Annotated in this window: 18 protein-coding genes; 9 read left to right on the top strand and 9 right to left on the bottom strand. The window is 62.3% G+C overall.

Features of this window, described 5'->3' with window-relative positions; translation table 11 throughout:
- Positions 1 to 135 precede the first annotated feature (135 nt).
- The 7 genes from repB to MUB52_RS19185 all read right to left on the bottom strand — a co-directional run bounded on the left by repB (position 136) and on the right by MUB52_RS19185 (position 7,786).
- Positions 136 to 1,131, bottom strand: coding sequence for a plasmid partitioning protein RepB (gene repB / locus MUB52_RS19215; protein WP_263845761.1), 996 nt, complete (start codon positions 1,129 to 1,131; stop codon positions 136 to 138).
- Between the two features lie 73 nt (positions 1,132 to 1,204).
- The gene (gene repA / locus MUB52_RS19210) at positions 1,205 to 2,422 is read right to left on the bottom strand and encodes a plasmid partitioning protein RepA (protein WP_263845760.1); all 1,218 of its coding nucleotides are present in this window, start codon (positions 2,420 to 2,422) and stop codon (positions 1,205 to 1,207) included.
- Between the two features lie 515 nt (positions 2,423 to 2,937).
- The gene (locus tag MUB52_RS19205) at positions 2,938 to 3,276 is read right to left on the bottom strand and encodes a DUF736 domain-containing protein (RefSeq protein ID WP_013959932.1); all 339 of its coding nucleotides are present in this window, start codon (positions 3,274 to 3,276) and stop codon (positions 2,938 to 2,940) included.
- An 825-nt stretch (positions 3,277 to 4,101) separates the two neighbouring features.
- Positions 4,102 to 5,958: a ParB/RepB/Spo0J family partition protein gene (locus MUB52_RS19200; protein ID WP_263845759.1), complete on the bottom strand. Its 1,857-nt coding sequence runs from the start codon at positions 5,956 to 5,958 to the stop codon at positions 4,102 to 4,104.
- A 141-nt stretch (positions 5,959 to 6,099) separates the two neighbouring features.
- Positions 6,100 to 6,468 (bottom strand): hypothetical protein, encoded by a 369-nt coding sequence (locus MUB52_RS19195; RefSeq protein WP_263845758.1) that lies wholly within the window; start codon positions 6,466 to 6,468, stop codon positions 6,100 to 6,102.
- A gap of 598 nt (positions 6,469 to 7,066) precedes the next feature.
- Complete coding sequence (locus MUB52_RS19190) at positions 7,067 to 7,363, bottom strand: DUF6522 family protein (protein WP_263845757.1); 297 nt, start codon at positions 7,361 to 7,363, stop codon at positions 7,067 to 7,069.
- Between the two features lie 9 nt (positions 7,364 to 7,372).
- The gene (locus tag MUB52_RS19185) at positions 7,373 to 7,786 is read right to left on the bottom strand and encodes an RrF2 family transcriptional regulator (RefSeq protein ID WP_263845756.1); all 414 of its coding nucleotides are present in this window, start codon (positions 7,784 to 7,786) and stop codon (positions 7,373 to 7,375) included.
- A gap of 88 nt (positions 7,787 to 7,874) precedes the next feature.
- Between MUB52_RS19185 and MUB52_RS19180 the strand changes: the two genes are divergently transcribed.
- The 8 genes from MUB52_RS19180 (at position 7,875) to MUB52_RS19145 (ending at position 12,624) form a co-directional block, all read left to right on the top strand.
- Positions 7,875 to 8,336 (top strand): group III truncated hemoglobin, encoded by a 462-nt coding sequence (locus MUB52_RS19180; protein ID WP_263845755.1) that lies wholly within the window; start codon positions 7,875 to 7,877, stop codon positions 8,334 to 8,336.
- Positions 8,337 to 8,351: 15 nt separating this feature from the next.
- Positions 8,352 to 8,825, top strand: a complete 474-nt coding sequence (locus MUB52_RS19175; RefSeq protein WP_160764833.1) for a hemerythrin domain-containing protein — start codon at positions 8,352 to 8,354, stop codon at positions 8,823 to 8,825.
- Between the two features lie 13 nt (positions 8,826 to 8,838).
- Complete coding sequence (locus MUB52_RS19170; protein WP_263845754.1) at positions 8,839 to 9,534, top strand: 5-formyltetrahydrofolate cyclo-ligase; 696 nt, start codon at positions 8,839 to 8,841, stop codon at positions 9,532 to 9,534.
- On the top strand, positions 9,531 to 10,742 hold the full coding sequence (locus MUB52_RS19165; RefSeq protein WP_263845753.1) for an NnrS family protein: 1,212 nt from the start codon (positions 9,531 to 9,533) through the stop codon (positions 10,740 to 10,742). Before MUB52_RS19170 ends, MUB52_RS19165 begins: the two co-directional genes overlap by 4 nt.
- Before the next feature lie 4 nt (positions 10,743 to 10,746).
- Positions 10,747 to 11,415 (top strand): NnrU family protein, encoded by a 669-nt coding sequence (locus tag MUB52_RS19160; RefSeq protein WP_245819069.1) that lies wholly within the window; start codon positions 10,747 to 10,749, stop codon positions 11,413 to 11,415.
- Positions 11,416 to 11,487: 72 nt separating this feature from the next.
- A complete protein-coding gene (locus MUB52_RS19155; protein WP_227258181.1) occupies positions 11,488 to 11,931 on the top strand; it encodes a CBS domain-containing protein in 444 nt (147 codons plus the stop codon).
- A gap of 133 nt (positions 11,932 to 12,064) precedes the next feature.
- Positions 12,065 to 12,358, top strand: a complete 294-nt coding sequence (locus MUB52_RS19150; protein ID WP_263845784.1) for a DUF6455 family protein — start codon at positions 12,065 to 12,067, stop codon at positions 12,356 to 12,358.
- Positions 12,355 to 12,624, top strand: a complete 270-nt coding sequence (locus MUB52_RS19145) for a DUF6455 family protein (RefSeq protein ID WP_263845752.1) — start codon at positions 12,355 to 12,357, stop codon at positions 12,622 to 12,624. Before MUB52_RS19150 ends, MUB52_RS19145 begins: the two co-directional genes overlap by 4 nt.
- Positions 12,625 to 12,630: 6 nt before the next feature.
- Here MUB52_RS19145 and MUB52_RS19140 read toward each other — a convergent pair whose 3' ends face one another.
- Positions 12,631 to 12,945, bottom strand: coding sequence for a carboxymuconolactone decarboxylase family protein (locus MUB52_RS19140; protein WP_093994237.1), 315 nt, complete (start codon positions 12,943 to 12,945; stop codon positions 12,631 to 12,633).
- A gap of 10 nt (positions 12,946 to 12,955) precedes the next feature.
- Positions 12,956 to 13,651 (bottom strand): helix-turn-helix domain-containing protein, encoded by a 696-nt coding sequence (locus tag MUB52_RS19135; protein WP_263845751.1) that lies wholly within the window; start codon positions 13,649 to 13,651, stop codon positions 12,956 to 12,958.
- Between the two features lie 260 nt (positions 13,652 to 13,911).
- Between MUB52_RS19135 and MUB52_RS19130 the strand changes: the two genes are divergently transcribed.
- Positions 13,912 to 16,644 carry a nitrate/nitrite transporter gene (locus MUB52_RS19130; RefSeq protein WP_263845750.1) on the top strand — a complete coding sequence of 911 codons (2,733 nt, stop codon included), beginning with the start codon at positions 13,912 to 13,914 and terminating at the stop codon, positions 16,642 to 16,644.
- Positions 16,645 to 16,648 lie beyond the last annotated feature (4 nt).

Raw genomic sequence — 16,648 nt, 5'->3', positions numbered from 1 at the left:
GCAAAAGAGTCCCGTGCGCCAAAACGACGTTCTTTCGTTGACAGTGATTCGCGGGAGCGGTATCCAGAAGGTGTCTAATCTATTTGGATAAGCTCTCGGGCCGGATCGGCTTGGGGGCTTTTCTTTTGCCTCAGGTCATGATGTCGATGTCTCCTCCGATTGAGACAGATACTCCGCATAGAGCTGGTCGAGGTTCTCTGAGAGAAACTCTCCAAAGCCTGCGGAATCCTTGGAGGTCAGCGAGATGGTATAGGCGCGGCCCGCGCGTCCGATGACGCCCTTGATCCGGCCCTCTCCGGCGGTCCAGGTGCGCTTGGCCGGGGTGGCTTTCGCCGCCCGGCGCCGGGGTGCCCTGCCCGCCTCGGTCACCTTGCTGTGCAGAATTTCGAACCTGGTGTCGCTGTCGAGCTGGTCAAACCCCTCCGTGGCTAGGATACGGTCGGCCACCGTGACATTGCTTTTGACTGCCATCAGCTTCTTGAAATCTTCCCAACGGTCCCGCCCGATCTGCTTGGCGGGTCCGATCGCGGCGATGACATGGCCGGGCACCGTCCCCGCGACCGACAGCATGCGCGACAGGAGCGTGCCGTCGATGGTCAGCGCCTGCTGGATCACCTCCTTGGCCTGACCGAGATCATGCAGGTTCCTGGCGAACAGCGCCTTCTCGATGAAGGAAAGATCGGCCCGGGCCGTGTTCTCCTGGCCCTGCGCCAGCACATGGGCGACATCGTCCATCTCCTTGACCACGGCGCGGACCGGCCGTCCGAGCGCGCGCGCGACACGCACCCGGCGATGCCCGAAGACGACCATGTAGCGATTGGCGGCCTCCGGATGCGGTCTGAGCAGGACCGGCGTGTCCTGACCGCTTGATGCGATCGAGGCTTTCAACTCCTCAAAGGCCTCGTCATCGCCGCTGAGCCGGTCATTGACGAAAGAGGCATCGATCAAGGCGGGATCGATCTCGACGATGGTTTCGCCTTCAAGAAGCCGTTTGGAGTTTTCGGCGAGACTGTCGATCGAGACCTTCATGGATTTCGAGGCACCCCGCATCGCGTAGCTCGAGCGGCCCCCATCGACCGGCGGGTCTGTCGGCTGCCCGATCACGGATTTCAACAGGTCTTTTCTGGCCATGATGCCCTCCTTTCCGGCGCACGCAATCCCCCGTCTGCACGGCTGTCAAAACGCATCTGCACGGCTGTCAAACTCATGGGCTTTCGCGCCCCCAGGCCTGATGCACGAGACCGGCGATCTCGTCGTTGACGGCGTTCAGAGAGGTGATCGCGCGGTCATAGGTCGACCGCACGAACTGCGCCCGCTCGACCTCGTAAAGCGTCTGCTTGGTGATCCCGGCATCCGAGATCGCCGTCGATTTCACCATCTGCGCTTCGAGCATCTGGTTGGGAAACATTGCCTGCAGGAAGCCGACCATCTGCTTTTGCGGCCCATCGGTGGGTTCGAACCGCGTGACGAGATAGCGGAACCATTTGAGCCGCATCTCGGCCCCGGCTTCGCGGATGGTGCGCAGGATGCCGCCCAGCATCAGGAGGAACTGGCTCATCGACATCACGTCGAGCATCTGGGGATGCACGGTGATCAGTACCGAACTCGAGGCTGTCAGCGCGGTTAGGGTCAGATATCCAAGCTGGGGCGGGCAATCGATCACCACCACATCGTAGCGGTCTTCGACTTCCTCCAGCGCTTTTGAGATGCGGGTGAAGAAGGCGCGGCCCTCGGAGGGGTCGCGACTGGTGAGGGCCACCGGCGTGTCGTATTCGTATTCCTGCAGATCGAGGCTGGCCGGAACGATATCGAGGTTCGGGAAGTTCGTGGGCCGGATGACCGCGCTGATCGGCTGGCGCTCCGCGTCATAGCGCAGGGTCTCGTAAAGCGAGGAAACAGAGTCTAATTCAGGCTGAATGCCGTGCAGCGCGGTGAGCGAGGCCTGGGGATCGAGATCGACCGCCAGCACGCGGTGGCCCTTGAGCGCCAGGTGCTGGGCCAGATGGGCGGCGGTCGTTGTCTTGCCGCTACCGCCCTTGAAGTTGACGACGGAGATGACATGCAGCTCTTCGCCTTCGGTGCGGTGGGGCAGGTAACGGCGCTTGCCCGGACGGCCATGGGCATCGAGATAGGCGCGCAGCTCGAGCATCTGTGCTGCGGAATAGGATCGCCGCCCAGAGGCCGAGGTTTGTGGCTCCGGTCCCTTGCCCTCCAGATGCAGCTTCTTGATCGTCGACTGCGTGACCCCGAGGAAATAGGCCACTTCGGCGAGAGAAAACTGCCGCAGACCCTTCTGGGCATCGGGGGGGTATTGTTCCTGACGCAAGATATTGAGTCGATCGGAAATCAGTTCTCCTTGCTGGAGGATGATTTCATCGAAGGCCAACTCGCCTGTATCTTGCCGGAATGGTGCTGTCGCCATCCTGCCGCCTCGCCTAATATCGCTTTTATCGCGATTTCTTTCGTTAAACTGTGACTACAGCGGAAGTAGGTTATCCACAACGATTTTTTCAGCGGGCGGCAAAGCGCTGCCGGATCATGGCAGAGATCGGGGCGACCACAAGACCCCGCAGATAGGGCAAGAGGAACCGCAATATCTGGTAGGGTGCAATACCGATCCAGTCCTTGCGTCTTTGCGCAGACGGCGGCAGAATTACTATAGATTGTTGTTTTTAATAATGTTTCCTGATTTGCACGGCTGTCAAGAAAGACAAACCACGATCCGCGCACATGGGCCGTGGAGCCAGATGGCCGTTGCCTGCGACCACCCGTGCAGGCTTGCGCCACAATCACGGTCTTCCGCGCGGCGCGCACTGGGGTCACGCTCGGAGGATTCCGGCAAGAAACACCCCCAGCACACCCATTCGCAAGAATCGGGGCCCGATTCTCAGGCCCAAGCCCGGGTGGGTTGGCCGGGTGTCCCGGCCAAGCGCGGGTTCACGCGGCCTCTTTCGGGCCCCAGGGGATCACCGCCTGCAGGGTCGGGTCGTCCTGATGCGCCGCCTGGCCGAGATTGGCATTGAACCCGTAGTCCCGGATCGTCAGCGTGAAATAGTCCGCGCCAGTCTCCCGGTTCTGTTTGCGCCAGATGCCGCCGCATTCGACGAGACGGCCGCGGGGCGAGCGGCCGAGCACCCGGTGGGTGGGTGCCATCGGATTGTCGCTGGTCACGGGTTCCACGGAGATGTCGAGATCGAAGGTCAGGGTCGAGATCGACCCGGTGCCCTTGGCGGTGCCGATCTCGGCGGCGTCAAATTTGATGCAGTTCGGGGTCATTGCGTGTCTCCTTGTCTGGTGTTGCAATGCCGGTGACCAGAGCAGGGCGTCCGAGGGACAGCACCGCAGGCGCAGCGCAGCGGAGAAGGGCAGGGGGCCGCGCTTTTTGATCCGCGCGGAATGCCCGGCACGGGCAGGGGAAAAAGACGGCCTCCAACCTTTGCGGCTCCCGGAGCGCCCTGCCACCGGCGACGCTCAGCAACACCGGTCGGAGACGGGCCGGACCCCCGGACAACAACAGGTGACCGCCACGATGAGCGCCAATGGCTCGGACAGGATCTGCGCCTCGGCGATGCATGTCGCCGGGCACCCAAAGCGGCACGCCATCCCGCGTCTCGCCCAGGAACCGGCCGCCCAACCTGCGGCACCAGTCACCGCCATGAGTTCCATGCCGCAAACCCCGGAAACGGCTGCACTCAGTCGTCGCTCCAACGCGATCCCGTGCGATACCAATCAGGGTTTCGGCTCAGGTCGCAGCGGGCAGGCCACCTGTCTCAGCGCCATGCCCGGCGCGCCGGGTGTCACGCGCCCGCCCCGCCACATGGGCCACCGGGGCGATCCACTGGCCGCAACGGCACGCCCCGGAGCTGCCACAAGTGGCCGCTCGAAGCCCCACAGGCCTGACGTCCCCCACTGAGTGCCTTCCCAGCACCTCCCGTCGCGCAGCGACCCCCGCGCGGGCAGCGCCGGCCCGGCGGCGGGGCAGGGGGCATTCCTCTGCCCCGCCGCCGGACAATTTTGGGCCATCTCGTTCCCGTGCTTGCCGGAGCACAAAAAAAAGACCCCGCCGGAGCGGGGCCAGGTGGTCTTCCCACGAAGGAAGGCTCAGAGGCAATCCGGGACCCAGATCGCCAGCTTGTCTTTCTGCTCGGAGGTCAGCCCCATGAGTTTCTGCGTGGTCGCATCGCCGATCAGCTTTTCCAGCTTCTCGGCCTTCTCCGCCTTCTTGAGTTTGCCGAAGGCCACCACGCGCGCGTCGCGGGTATCGCAGTCGAGAAAGGTGCAAAGCAGGTCGGTCAGCACCCCGGCGGAGACGCGCGAAAAGAAATTCTCCGCTGTGGGCGTCCAGTGGGCTCGAATATCGGCCTTGGCCTCGGCGGCGATGGCTGCAAAGAAACCTTCGTCCCCGGCCTGATCAGGCAGGGCGCGCGCGAAAGCTTCGGTGAGGACTGCGTTGCGGGCCTTCTTGCCGCTGGCCCGAAAGGCGGCGAAGGCCTCCTCCAGATCATCGACGCGGGTACCGGTCTGCCACGCGGCGGTCGGGTCGAGACCGTGATCAAGCCGCGGCTCGCGGTCAAACCCATTCTCGATGCTCGGGACGTTGTTGGGACGTCCGAGGCGCAAATCAAAGAGGCTTTCGAACGACCCGGAGGCTTCCGACAGGCCGAAGGCCAGAAGATCAAGCACAAGGTCCGGCTTGGCGAGAAGGGCCGATTGCACCGCCGCCAGCCGGATCGCCTGCATGTCGGCCCTCAGCTTCTGGGAGTAGGGGGATTTCGGCGCGGGGGCAGGGCGGTCGGGGGCGGTGAGAACACCCGCCGCGAGGGCCACGTCCTTGTCTTCGGGGCGCACCAAACCAGCGGTGATCTCCACCTTACCAGATTGATTTACAAGGATAAGACACCCTGAGACGCGCTTCTGATCTTCGGTGTATGAGCCGTCGAGAGTGGCTTGCAGATCGGCCAGCCGCGCCTCGCCGTCCGCGTCGAGCACACCCGCCTCGCACATCTCGGCCAGCCGGTCGTAATCCTCGGCCTCCGCGTCGCTCAGATCGCCCTCGACCGGGTAGAGCCGTATCAGCTTGGCTTGGTCGATTTCATAGTAGTTGAGCCATGGCTCGCGTTTGGCCTCGGCCCAGAGCCAGCCCGTATCCGCCACCAACGCGGCACGCGCCGCCTCGAGCCGTTCGTCAAAGAGATCATCCAGCAGAGCCGGATCGGTGAAATAGACCGCCTGCGAAAAGAGATCGCGCGTGATCGCGCCGCCTGCGGCCTCATAGGCCTCTTGGCCGACAAAGAGCGCGCGGCGGTCACTGCCGGTCACCGCTTCGGGGGTGAGCGCGGATTTCAGCTGCGCCTCGGAGATCGGCTGCCCCTTGATCTGCTCGAGAAGCGTGAGCGTCAACGCCGCATCCTCCGACAGGGTGAAGGCCTTGGCCGCGCCGAGGGTGATCTCGCCTGCGGCAAGCGCGTCAACGACCGGCGCGGGCAAGGCGGCCAGCGCCAGCCGCTGATAGACGCGGGCCTCGCTGGTGGCGAAGGCCAGCGCAATATCGGGCACCGTCGCGCCCTTGGCCGTCATTGCCCCAAAGGCGCGGATTTCATCCGCCGGGGTCAGGGCTTCACGCGCGGCATTCTCGGCATTGGCCCAGATGGCGGCTTCCTCGGCATCTTCGGTTATGCGCACCGGGACGGTGACCGGGGCAGGGGTCTCGGCCTTGGCGGCGATCTTCTGCAATGCCCGCAGGCGGCATCCGCCCGCGACGATCTCGACGCGGCCTTTCTTTGTGCGCAGGCCCGCAAGGTTCTGGATCAGACCGAAACGGGCGATGCTGGCCGCCAGCGTGTCGATATGGGCCTCCGAGACGCTCTTGCGCGGATTGAGGTCCGAGAGCGTGAGGGCGTCCAGCGGCACCAGTTCGATGCTGCCTGTGTCGGTGGGGATGGGGTGTTGCTTGGTCATGGGGAGGGTCTCCTTTCGGTTTGGATGGTCAGAGCCCCCCTGCGCCCTGAGAACGGCGCGGGAGGACGATGGAGGGGTAAGGGGGCAGGGGACCAAGCCCCAAAAGACGCTCAGGGCGTCTCCGGGGCGCTGTCGGGCGACCTACCACCAGCAGGAATAGACCACGGTCGATCCGGCCTGCATCTCGGCCCGTGCCCATGCGCAGAAGTCCAGGTCGTAGGTGCGGTAATCGGCAGCCTGTTCGTCCTGAAACTGGTGCCCGTAGAAAAAGCCGCCCTCGCACCGGGGCAGGGTGCCGTCGGTGACGGCCTGTTCCAGACGGTCGATGTCCTCCGGCGCGAGGATCAACTCGCCGCAATTGAGGTCGCTGGCCGAGAGGCCGGTGCGGGCGACATAGAGGGATTCCATGAATGTCTGCAGTCTGGAATGCTTGCGCCAGACAAAGGCGGGTACTTCCCCTTCGTCTCCGCTTTCGGGTGTCTTGAGATAGGCATATTGGTCGAGGCCCATGGTCTCGCTCCTTTCCTTCGTGGTTGGCGCGGCATGGGTCTTTTGTGCAGTGGCCCATTGTCCGCCTTGGGCGCGGGCCATCCCGGTCTCTGACGTTCGGAAGACCCCCGCGTCTTCCGAAGGGCAGAGCAGGGAGGGGCACAGCCCGACCTGCGGCCGGGCGGCGGCGGGACACAGGGGGCCGGAGCGGTGAAATCGGGAGGGACCCGGCGGCATCAGCCGACGGGAGGCACCGGATTTCTCCGGCGGAGGCTGACGCGCCAGCGGCACCAGAGCCCCTGTTCGCGCCGTCGTCCGGATGTCAGGCGGATATCAATAAACGATGTGCCCGGCATCGCCGGGCACACCTTCGAATTCCGCGCCACGGATCGTGACCCGAAGGGCGGAGACATGGATGGCTCCGGGGCAGGCGCCTAGAGCCGGATCGGCGCCCTCTGGGCGCCGGGGCGCAAGGCCAAACCTCCCCCTCCTGCGATACCGGTATCCTGATGGCTACAGCTCAGGCAGCCGGGATCGAGAGACGCCCGACGCGAGGGCGACCGATTTGCCTTGGCCGTGCTCGTGATTCCGAAAACGCCGCGTTCGGCCCCGCCGTCGCTTAGCCGGAACGTCCGGGCGTGTCGAACAGCGCACGTTTCAGGACCTCCCCCTGAGCGTCGATGGTGAGACGCAACGCCCGTCCATTGTAGAAGAACGTGATACGCCAACGACCTGCATCCTCCTCCACCCCGGTCTCACTGCGGCTCGTAATCGATCCGTGCCGCATCAGGTCGGGGACGTCGGCGGGTGCCAGATCAAACGCCGTGGCGATCAGTTCGGCCGGGACCAGAAAGCGGTCACCGTCAAAGGAAATCGTGCCCGGTGTTGTGGTCGGCCTGGAACGTGATGTCGTCATTATCCTGTCTCACATGCTCTGCGATCGGCGCAATGCGATGTCGGCGAGCGTGCTGCGGTCGAGCGATTCCAGAAAAGCGGTCTCGGCCACACGCAGGCGGGCTTTGAGACCGCAGGAGCCATCGAGCGTGCAGGCATTTCCGGTGGAGAAGCATTCGACCAAGGGCTGATCTTCCTCCAGCAGCTTGATCAACGCCCCGAGCGGAATATCGCTTGCCGGTTTGGCAAGCCGTGCTCCGCCGCCTCCCCCGCGCCGCGTTTCGACGACACCGGCTGCCGACAACCGCTGCATGATCTTGCTCAGGTGATTGCGGGACAGACCGAACTCATCGGCCATCTCGGCCGTGGAGTGGGCGCGGTCCGGCGCACCAGCCATGCGCATCAGCATGCGAAGGCCGTAATCCGTAAAAGATGTGAGACGCAAAGGGCTCTCCACTACATGAATAGGTATTTACAATACCCATTAGCAGGTCTACGTCTTGGTGCAACGGAAAAACCCTCAGGACGCCAGAATGGTCGGCATGCAATCAGAACAACCGCGCATTTCATCAGCACGACCCGAGATGACCCGCGCGATCATGGACAAGACCGGCCTCGATCAAGGGATGCTGACGGATTTGGTACATCGATTTTACGGTAAGGTTCGCGCAGACAGTGTTCTCGGACCGATCTTCGCAAGCCGCATCACCGACTGGGAGCCACATCTTGCGCGGATGATAGCCTTTTGGTCGTCCGTCGCGTTGATGACAGGGCAGTATCACGGTGCACCAGTGCCAGCGCATGCGCATCTGCCGGTATCACGGTCGCATTTCGACCGTTGGCTGAGCCTGTTTCGCGAGACCGCCTATGAGACCTGCCCACCTGCCGGTGCCGCGCATGTGATGATCCGCGCCGAGCGGATTGCACACTCTTTGCATATGGCCGTGGAGGCCACGGCTCGCGCCAACTCAAAAACCGTTCCTAACTTACGCTGACGAAAGGATGCTGCAATGCCTGATACAAGCCCGCCACAAGATCCTGCTGAGCTGACCCGGTACATCGAAACGCGTTATCATGAGCGGCACCGTGAACAGCTGCCGCTGCTTGCCCAGATGGCCGAACGGGTCGAAACGGTGCATTTCGGTGATGATGATGTGCCGGAGGGTTTGTCCAACCTGTTAGAGCGGATGATCGGCGATATGGAAGTGCATATGAAAAAAGAGGAACTGATCCTCTTCCCCGCCATCCGCAAGGGGGGGATGCCCGGCATCGAAAACCCGATTGCGGTCATGCGTGCTGATCACGACAATCACGCCACCGAAATTGCCGATATCCGCCGTCTGACCTGCAATTTGACCTTGCCGGCGGGGGCCTGCGGCACCTGGACTGCGCTTTACACCGGACTGGCAGAGTTCCTCGGCGACTTGGAGGAGCATATGCGCCTGGAAAACGATGTCTTGTTCCCACAGTTCGAGCCGGCTTGAGGGCGCTCGCGAAATGGGGATCACAGACACTGGAAGCCGTTTCGCCTCGCCGCCGTGCCTCGCGGGCGAGATCGCGCCAGACTATTTTGATCCGATGGCGGTGGATCCCGAACAGGCGCGGGACGTGGCGCGATGGCGAGCGTCGGAACGTACGCGACTGCGCGCGGAGCGCCAAGCGCTCAGCGTCAGGGGCCGTGCAGCCGTGGGAAGGGCGCTAGCCGAGCATCTGCGAGAGCTGTTGTTTACGCGCTTTGACAGGGCGCAGGGCAGGGTGGTCTCGGCGTATTGGCCAATCAAGGGAGAGCCCGATCTGCGACCGCTGATGGCCGATCTGCACGCGGCAGGTGTCACACTTGCTTTGCCATTGGTCGAACACAGGGCCGCGCCGCTTGTTTTTCGCCGCTGGACCCCCGACACAATCATGGTGCTGGGGAGTTGGAACATTTCCGTCCCGCCGCCCGAGGCAGATGCGCTGACGCCCGACATAACGCTGGCGCCATTGGTGGGCTGGGATAGCGCAGGCTTCCGACTTGGCTATGGGGGTGGCTATTTCGACAGAACGCTGGCCGCATTGACGCCACAGCCGTTTACCATCGGAATAGGGTTTCACTCCGCCTACCTGACAACGATTTTCCCACAGCCTCACGATATTCCCTTGGACGTCATCCTGACCCAAGAGGGCGTGCAAGTTTCCAGGCAAACACCATGAGCTCCACGGCTGAGCAAATGCGCGCTTGGCGCGGCCCGGCACTGCTCACATTCGGCTTTCGCCCCTTTTTCTTCGGGGCTGCGGTCTGGGCCGTGCTGATCATGGCGCTCTGGGTGCCAATGCTGTCCGGGGCGCTGACAGTGCCAACGGCATTCGACCCGGTGTCATGGCATGCGCATGAATTCCTGTTCGGGTATCTCTCGGCCGTCGTTGCGGGATTCCTGCTGACGGCGGTGCCGAACTGGACCGGGCGGCTGCCGATTGTCGGCTGGCCGTTGGGCGGGCTGGCTGCGCTTTGGGTGGCAGGGCGCGTTGCCGTAGGGCTGTCGCTGCTGCTGCCGCCTCTTGTGGTCGCCGTCGTCGACCTCGCGATGCCGGTTGCCCTTGGCCTGATGATCGCGCGCGAGATTGTCGTGGGCAAAAATTGGAGGAACCTTCTCGTTCTTGGCATGCTGGCTGTGTTCACGCTCGCCAATGCGTTGTTTCATTGGGAGGCCGCGACTGGCTCCTATGCCGCGCAAGGCTATGGCTTGCGCCTGGGGCTTGGCGCTGGCGTGATGATGATCGCCGTGATTGGCGGGCGGATTGTGCCGTCTTTCACGCGCAATTGGCTGGTCAAACGTGGCGATGGACAATTGCCGACACCGCCAATGCAGAAACTCGACAAGGGCGCCCTGCTGCTGCTTCTGGCGGCGCTTCTGATCTGGGTCGCCTTTCCGGATCACTCGGTCGCGGGTCTCGCGCTTCTTCTGGCGGGCATTGCGCATACTGTCCGTCTGGCACGGTGGGCCGGGCATCGCACGGGACCCGAACCGCTGGTTGCCGTTCTGCACGTCGCCTATGCCCTTGTGCCTCTGGGGGCACTCGCCATCGCCGCAGAAACTCTCCGGCCAGATCTCTTCGGGGCGGCAGCGGCACAGCATATTTGGATGGCCGGGGCGATCGGGCTGATGACGATGGCCGTGATGACCCGTGCCACGCTGGGGCATACTGGCCAGCCGCTGACGGCCGGGATCGGAACGATTGGTATCTATGTCGCTGTGATCGTGGCGGTTCTGGCCCGGGTGAGTGCAGGGGTCTGGCCGTCCGAGGCGGACAGGCTGCACCTGCTCGCGGGCCTTGGCTGGATCACGGGCTTCGGCGCGTTCGTCATGATCTATGGACCACTCCTGCTGCGATTGCCTCCAGACAAGCAGCGCAGAGGGTAAGGATGTGGGCTGGCTGGAATTCACCTTGGCCTGGGTCGGTTTTCTTGTCACACATTCGCTCCCCTTGCGCCCTCCCATACGGCCGTGGTTGCAGGCCCGGTTGGGCCAACGCGGGTTCACCATTGCCTATTCTGCTTTGTCGCTGGCCGCACTGGTCTGGCTGATTGGCGCCGCCGGGCGCGCGCCTGTCGTGCTGCTGTGGAACTGGACGCCGTGGCAGGGGCATGTGCCACTTGCTGTGATGCTGCCCGTCTGCGTGGTCCTGGCGCTTGCCATCGGGCGGCCGAACCCGTTTTCCTTCGGCGGCGCGCACAACGACCGCTTTGATCCGACGCACGCTGGAATAGTTCGGATGACGCGGCACCCGATACTTCTGGCATTGTCGCTTTGGGCGTTGGCGCATGTCGTGCCCAACGGCGATCTGGCGCATGTGCTCTTGTTCGGGTTTTTCGCGATCTTCGCCGCGATCGGCGTGCGTCTTGTCGACCGGCGGCGGCAGCGTGACATGGGGGTGGCGTGGCACCGTCTCCATGCCGAGGTGACCTCCAGCCTTGGGACTGCCAGACCGACGTCCTGGGGCGGGGCGATCGCCCGCGGGATCGCTGGCGTCGCGTTTTATGTCGGCTTGATCTGGGTGCATCCATGGTTGTTCGGCGTCAGCCCGCTGGGCTGAGAAAACCCATAATTGATTCTGATCAAGGCGCGCGTACCAAGATCGGCTACAGTCTCTTGCAGCAGTTGATGGATGGAACCGTATCCGATGAAAACGCTTCGGCAAATCCTGGACGAGAAGGGCACGGAGGTCTTCAGTGTGCCGCCTGATGCCACCGTCCTCGATGCCATCCAGGCAATGGCCGATCATGACATCGGGGCGCTTGTTGTTCTGGATGGTGAGATGCTGGTCGGGATTATTACCGAGCGGCATTACGCACGAAGGGTTTTTCTGAAGGGCAAATCCTCTCCCAAAACCAAAGTCAGGGACATCATGACAACCCCGGTTGTATGCGCCGATCCCGGCCAGTCTACCGATCAGGGTCTGGCTTTGATGACGGAAAAGAAGATACGTCATTTGCCGGTCATCCGTGAGAACCGGGTCATTGGCATTGTCTCGATCGGCGATCTGGTAAAAAGCAAGATCAGCGACCAGCGCTTCGTGATCGACCAACTGGAGCGATACATATCCGGGTAGCGAGCGCTTTTGTGGTGCCCGGATAACCGGTGACGCCGCGCGTCTCATTTTGAGCCGAATTGCGCCAGATCAAGGTATTCCTGAATTCGGCCTGTAGTATTTGCATGTGCAACACAGGGGAGGTGTGTTTGCCATGACAACAAGCTTGTTCGAGACAACGATTGGTGCCTTCGAAGAACGCATGGCGCTCAGGCGGAAAATGCTCAACGTCACGGGTGTCACGCTCCCAAAACGGCGTATCCCGAAGGACGTGGAAGACAAAATTCGCGACACCATTATCAACTGCTACGAATGCAAGAGCGGCGAAACCTGCGCAAGCTGGCTTGCGACAGCGGACGATGGCGTGCCGCCGCCTGCGTTCTGTCCGAACCGGGACACGATCCTGCGTTTGAAGACAGACGGCTACACACAGGAACCGGGCGCATGACCATTCGCGAGGCACTTGGCAGCTTTTACGCTGTGCGCGAGGCGCGGCTGGGCCAGATGGGAGATATGCTTGATATCACCGGCGTGATGACGGCCCTTGAACGCGGGCTGTGTGGGGACTCGGAGCTTCAGTCAGCCGTCATCAGATGTCTGAACTGTCGGAATGACGAGGCCTGCAAGGCTTGGCTGGCAAAGGCCGAGCACGGTGCTCCGCCACCGTCCTTCTGTCCGAACGCAGCGCTGTTTGACGGGCTGAGACCGCGCTAAGTCACTTTACGCGCCGAGAACGTCCTCGATCCAGGTTTTGGCCGCCACGGCCCGCGGCAGGCCCAGCGTGCCGATCGCCAGTAGCGCCACTTGCGTCAGCGCCGCATTCTCGACGCCCTCGGTCTTCGCCCGGCGGCTGTGCGAGTGGACGGCCCCTTCGGAGGCCGCCCCGATCGCAAGCGCCAGTTTCACCAACCGTTTCTCGCGATCGGTCAACGGACCCGCCTCTGCGCAGGCTGCGCCGAGGCTGGAATAGGCGCTCCAGATTTCGGGGTGCTGCTCTGCAAGGTCACCGGCCGCGCCAGGCATGGATTTTGTCATTGGACGCTCCTCACGTTGTATGATCATCGATCAGGGGATTGGGCTTTGCGAACCGGGCAAGTTCATCGGGATCGACGATTGAGATATGGTTCGAGGAGACCTTTACGCCATAGGGCTCAAGGCCTTTGAAGGCGCGGCTCAGGTTTTCCGGGGTCATGCCGAGAAAGGAAGCCAGACGCCTTTTCTCCATTGTCAGGTCGAACTCGGTCGACCCGGAAAGCGTTTGCTGACGCAGGATGTAGTTGGCCAGCCGCTCCAGCGACGTGCGCAGTTTCAGATCCTTGGTGTTCTTGACGACCGACCGATAGCACTGCGCCAATTCAGTCACGATCGCCCGTGCGAAGGCGGGGTCCTTGGAAAAGATTTGCCGCACGTCCGTGGAAGGAACTAACACGATACGGCTTCTTTCCAATGTGCGGGCGGACATCAGATAGGGAAGGTCGTTGATGGTTGCCGCAAGGATGAAGGTCGAGATCGGCCGCACCGTGGCCATCGAACTCTCGCGGCCATTCCAGGACGAATAAAGATCGACGGATCCGGTCAGAACGACATGTAGGAAATCAGGCCGGTCTTCTTCATGGATCAGATCGATGCGTGGCGGGAAATTCTGCACATAGGCGCCCCGCATCAGGGCATCAAAATTTGCCTCTTCCATCTCCGCGAACAGCTCGAGCGCGCGAATGTCTTCTTCATACGACTCAGGCATTGCAGACTTCGCGGCTCCCGATCCCTTTTTGACATATGTTTCTTCAATAATTGATAAATGTCAATCAACAGTATGACCTTTGCCGGACCCGAACTTGATCGCCGCGTGCACCGACTTGATAAATCTGCATAACATATTTATTTTGCTGTATTATTCTGTTTTCTTGATCCAGATCAAGCACCGTTCACGCGACCTCCGCCACACCTGTCCGCAAGCCCGCAAAGGGCATTCTTGCCGTACAGATGCCAGGAGGACATGCCATGGACAGTGCCGGAACCGTCCCAAGATCAGACCAGAACAGAGCCCTCGCGCTCAGCACGATCGCCTTCACAGCCTGTTTTGCCGTTTGGACCATTTTTTCGATCATCGGGGTCGGCATCAAGGCCGAGCTCGGTCTCAACGAGGCTCAGTTCGGCCTGTTGGTGGCAACACCGATCCTGACTGGCTCGATCTCGCGACTGTTCCTGGGGGTCTGGACCGAGAAATACGGTGGACGTATGGTATTCACCGCACAGATGCTGCTGACGGCGCTGGCCACATGGGCGCTGACATTCGCGTCAACCTACATCATGTATCTGGTCGCGGCGCTCGGCATCGGTTTGGCTGGCGGTTCCTTCATCATCGGCGTGGCCTATGTGTCGCGTTTCTATGATGCGGGCCATCAGGGAACGGCACTCGGAATTTTCGGGGCGGGCAACGTGGGGGCCGCAGTCACCAAGTTCGTCGCTCCCTTTGTCATGGTGGCTTACGGCTGGCAGGGCGTCGCGCATGTATGGGCGGTCGGGCTGGCGATCATGGCCGTCATCTTCTTCCTGTTCGCCAAAGACGATCCGGAGTTGGTGGCGCGGCGTCAATCCGGAGTCAAAGCGCCGAGCCTCATGCAGCAGTTCGCACCGCTTCGGAATCTCCAGGTCTGGCGCTTTTCGCTCTATTATTTCTTCGTCTTCGGTGCCTTCGTGGCGCTGGCGCTCTGGATGCCGCACTACCTGATCGATGTCTACGGGCTTGATGTCCGGGCGGCCGGTATGGCGGCTGCGGCTTTCTCCCTCTCGGCCTCGCTCTTCCGCGCCTATGGCGGACATCTCTCCGACAAGTTCGGCGCACGCGCGGTCATGTACTGGACCTTCGGGTTCAGCCTGGTGCTGCTCTTCATGCTGTCGTACCCGCCGACGGACTATGTCATCCAGGGCAAGAACGGACCCATCACTTTCTCCACCGAAATGGCGCTTTGGCCATTTGTCATCACGCTCTTTGTCCTCGGCTTCTTCATGAGCCTCGGCAAGGCAGCCGTGTTCAAGCACATCCCCGTGTATTATCCGCACCATGTCGGCGCGGTCGGCGGACTTGTGGGCATGATCGGCGGCCTCGGGGGATTTGTCCTGCCGATCGGCTTTGGTGCCCTGCTTGAATTGACGGGGATCTACACAAGCTGTTTCGCGCTTCTGTTTGCGCTGGTCGCGATTGCACTCGGCTGGATGCACCTGTCGGTGCGCGCGATGGAGCGGGCGGCGCATGGTCCCGCACTCGATGCGCTCCCCGAGCTGCCCGAGATGCAGGAGATCCACTCACCCGAGAAAACGGCCATGCCCCGGACGCTGACCGAGTGGCAGCCCGAGAACGCTGACTTCTGGCAGCAGAAAGGGCGCGCCGTCGCCCGCCGCAATCTGTGGATCTCGATCCCGGCACTGCTCCTGGCCTTCTCGGTCTGGATGGTCTGGTCGATGGTTGTGGCCCGCTTGCCCGCCATCGGGTTCGACTTTACCTCGTCCCAGCTGTTCTGGCTGGCTGCCCTGCCGGGTCTGTCGGGCGCGACTTTGCGCATCTTCTACAGTTTCATGGTGCCGATCTTCGGCGGCAGGCTTTGGACAACTCTGTCAACGGCATCGCTGCTGCTACCGGCCATCGGGATCGGCTATGCCGTTCAGAACCCCGAAACGCCCTATCTGATCTTCCTCGCGCTCGCGCTTCTGTGTGGCCTCGGTGGCGGCAACTTCGCCTCCTCCATGGCCAACATCGCCTATTTCTTCCCGAAAGCAGAGAAGGGGAATGCGCTGGCACTGAATGCGGGTCTCGGCAACCTCGGTGTCTCGGTCATGCAATTCCTTGTGCCGATCGTGATCACCGCCGGTGTATTCGGTGCCATGGGCGGATCGCCCGTCACTCTGGATGACGGCAGCCAGCTCTGGATGCAGAACGCAGGCTTTGTCTGGGTGCCCTTCATCCTCGTCGCCACGGCGGCAGCCTGGCTTGGCATGAACGACATTGCCGACGCCAAGGCCAGCTTCCGCGATCAGGCGATCATCTTCAGCCGCTTCCACAACTGGGTGATGTGTGTGCTCTACACCGGCACCTTCGGCAGCTTCATCGGCTACTCGGCCGGGTTCCCGCTGCTGACACGGTTGATGTTCCCGGAAGTGAATGCATTGCAGTACGTGTTCCTTGGACCCCTCGTTGGAGCGCTGAGCCGCGCGGGCACGGGCTGGATCAGCGACCGTTTCGGCGGCGGGCGGGTCACCTTCTGGACCTTCGCCGGCATGATCGTCGCGGTCTTCGGGGTGATCTCCTTCCTGCCGTCGGACGGGCAGGGGGGCAGCTTCATGGGCTTCTTTGCCTGCTTCATGGCTCTGTTCTTCCTGACCGGCGTGGGGAACGCCTCCACCTTCCAGATGATACCCGCGATCATGGGACGTGAGATCCCGCGCCTGATGCCGGAACTCGACGCGGTGGCAAGCCGCAGGCAGGCCGAACGCGAAAGCGCTGCCATCATCGCCTTCACCTCGGCGATTGCGGCTTACGGGGCCTTCTTCATCCCCAAACTCTACGGCACGTCGATTGCCATGACCGGAGCCCCGAATGGCGCGCTCTGGGCCTTCCTCGGCTTCTACGTGATCTGCCTGGTCGTGACCTGGGTCTACTACACCCGGCCCGGCGGGCTTCTCTATGACATTGAACGCGGTCGCGGCACAGATGCCGCTGCGCAACCTGCTGAATAAGAAA

The organism is Roseobacter sinensis, assembly GCF_025755255.1.
In the GTDB taxonomy this organism is placed as follows: Bacteria; Pseudomonadota; Alphaproteobacteria; order Rhodobacterales; family Rhodobacteraceae; genus Roseobacter; species Roseobacter sinensis.
This window is presented reverse-complemented; position numbering and strand designations above follow the sequence as displayed.

Coding starts and splice junctions, on each gene's coding strand:
- repB (WP_263845761.1), bottom strand. CDS start 1,131: ATGGCCAGAAAAGACCTGTTGAAATCCGTGATCGGGCAGCCGACAGAC.
- repA (WP_263845760.1), bottom strand. CDS start 2,422: ATGGCGACAGCACCATTCCGGCAAGATACAGGCGAGTTGGCCTTCGAT.
- MUB52_RS19205 (WP_013959932.1), bottom strand. CDS start 3,276: ATGACCCCGAACTGCATCAAATTTGACGCCGCCGAGATCGGCACCGCC.
- MUB52_RS19200 (WP_263845759.1), bottom strand. CDS start 5,958: ATGACCAAGCAACACCCCATCCCCACCGACACAGGCAGCATCGAACTG.
- MUB52_RS19195 (WP_263845758.1), bottom strand. CDS start 6,468: ATGGGCCTCGACCAATATGCCTATCTCAAGACACCCGAAAGCGGAGAC.
- MUB52_RS19190 (WP_263845757.1), bottom strand. CDS start 7,363: ATGACGACATCACGTTCCAGGCCGACCACAACACCGGGCACGATTTCC.
- MUB52_RS19180 (WP_263845755.1), top strand. CDS start 7,875: ATGGTCGGCATGCAATCAGAACAACCGCGCATTTCATCAGCACGACCC.
- MUB52_RS19175 (WP_160764833.1), top strand. CDS start 8,352: ATGCCTGATACAAGCCCGCCACAAGATCCTGCTGAGCTGACCCGGTAC.
- MUB52_RS19170 (WP_263845754.1), top strand. CDS start 8,839: ATGGGGATCACAGACACTGGAAGCCGTTTCGCCTCGCCGCCGTGCCTC.
- MUB52_RS19165 (WP_263845753.1), top strand. CDS start 9,531: ATGAGCTCCACGGCTGAGCAAATGCGCGCTTGGCGCGGCCCGGCACTG.
- MUB52_RS19155 (WP_227258181.1), top strand. CDS start 11,488: ATGGAACCGTATCCGATGAAAACGCTTCGGCAAATCCTGGACGAGAAG.
- MUB52_RS19150 (WP_263845784.1), top strand. CDS start 12,065: ATGACAACAAGCTTGTTCGAGACAACGATTGGTGCCTTCGAAGAACGC.
- MUB52_RS19145 (WP_263845752.1), top strand. CDS start 12,355: ATGACCATTCGCGAGGCACTTGGCAGCTTTTACGCTGTGCGCGAGGCG.
- MUB52_RS19140 (WP_093994237.1), bottom strand. CDS start 12,945: ATGACAAAATCCATGCCTGGCGCGGCCGGTGACCTTGCAGAGCAGCAC.
- MUB52_RS19135 (WP_263845751.1), bottom strand. CDS start 13,651: ATGCCTGAGTCGTATGAAGAAGACATTCGCGCGCTCGAGCTGTTCGCG.
- MUB52_RS19130 (WP_263845750.1), top strand. CDS start 13,912: ATGGACAGTGCCGGAACCGTCCCAAGATCAGACCAGAACAGAGCCCTC.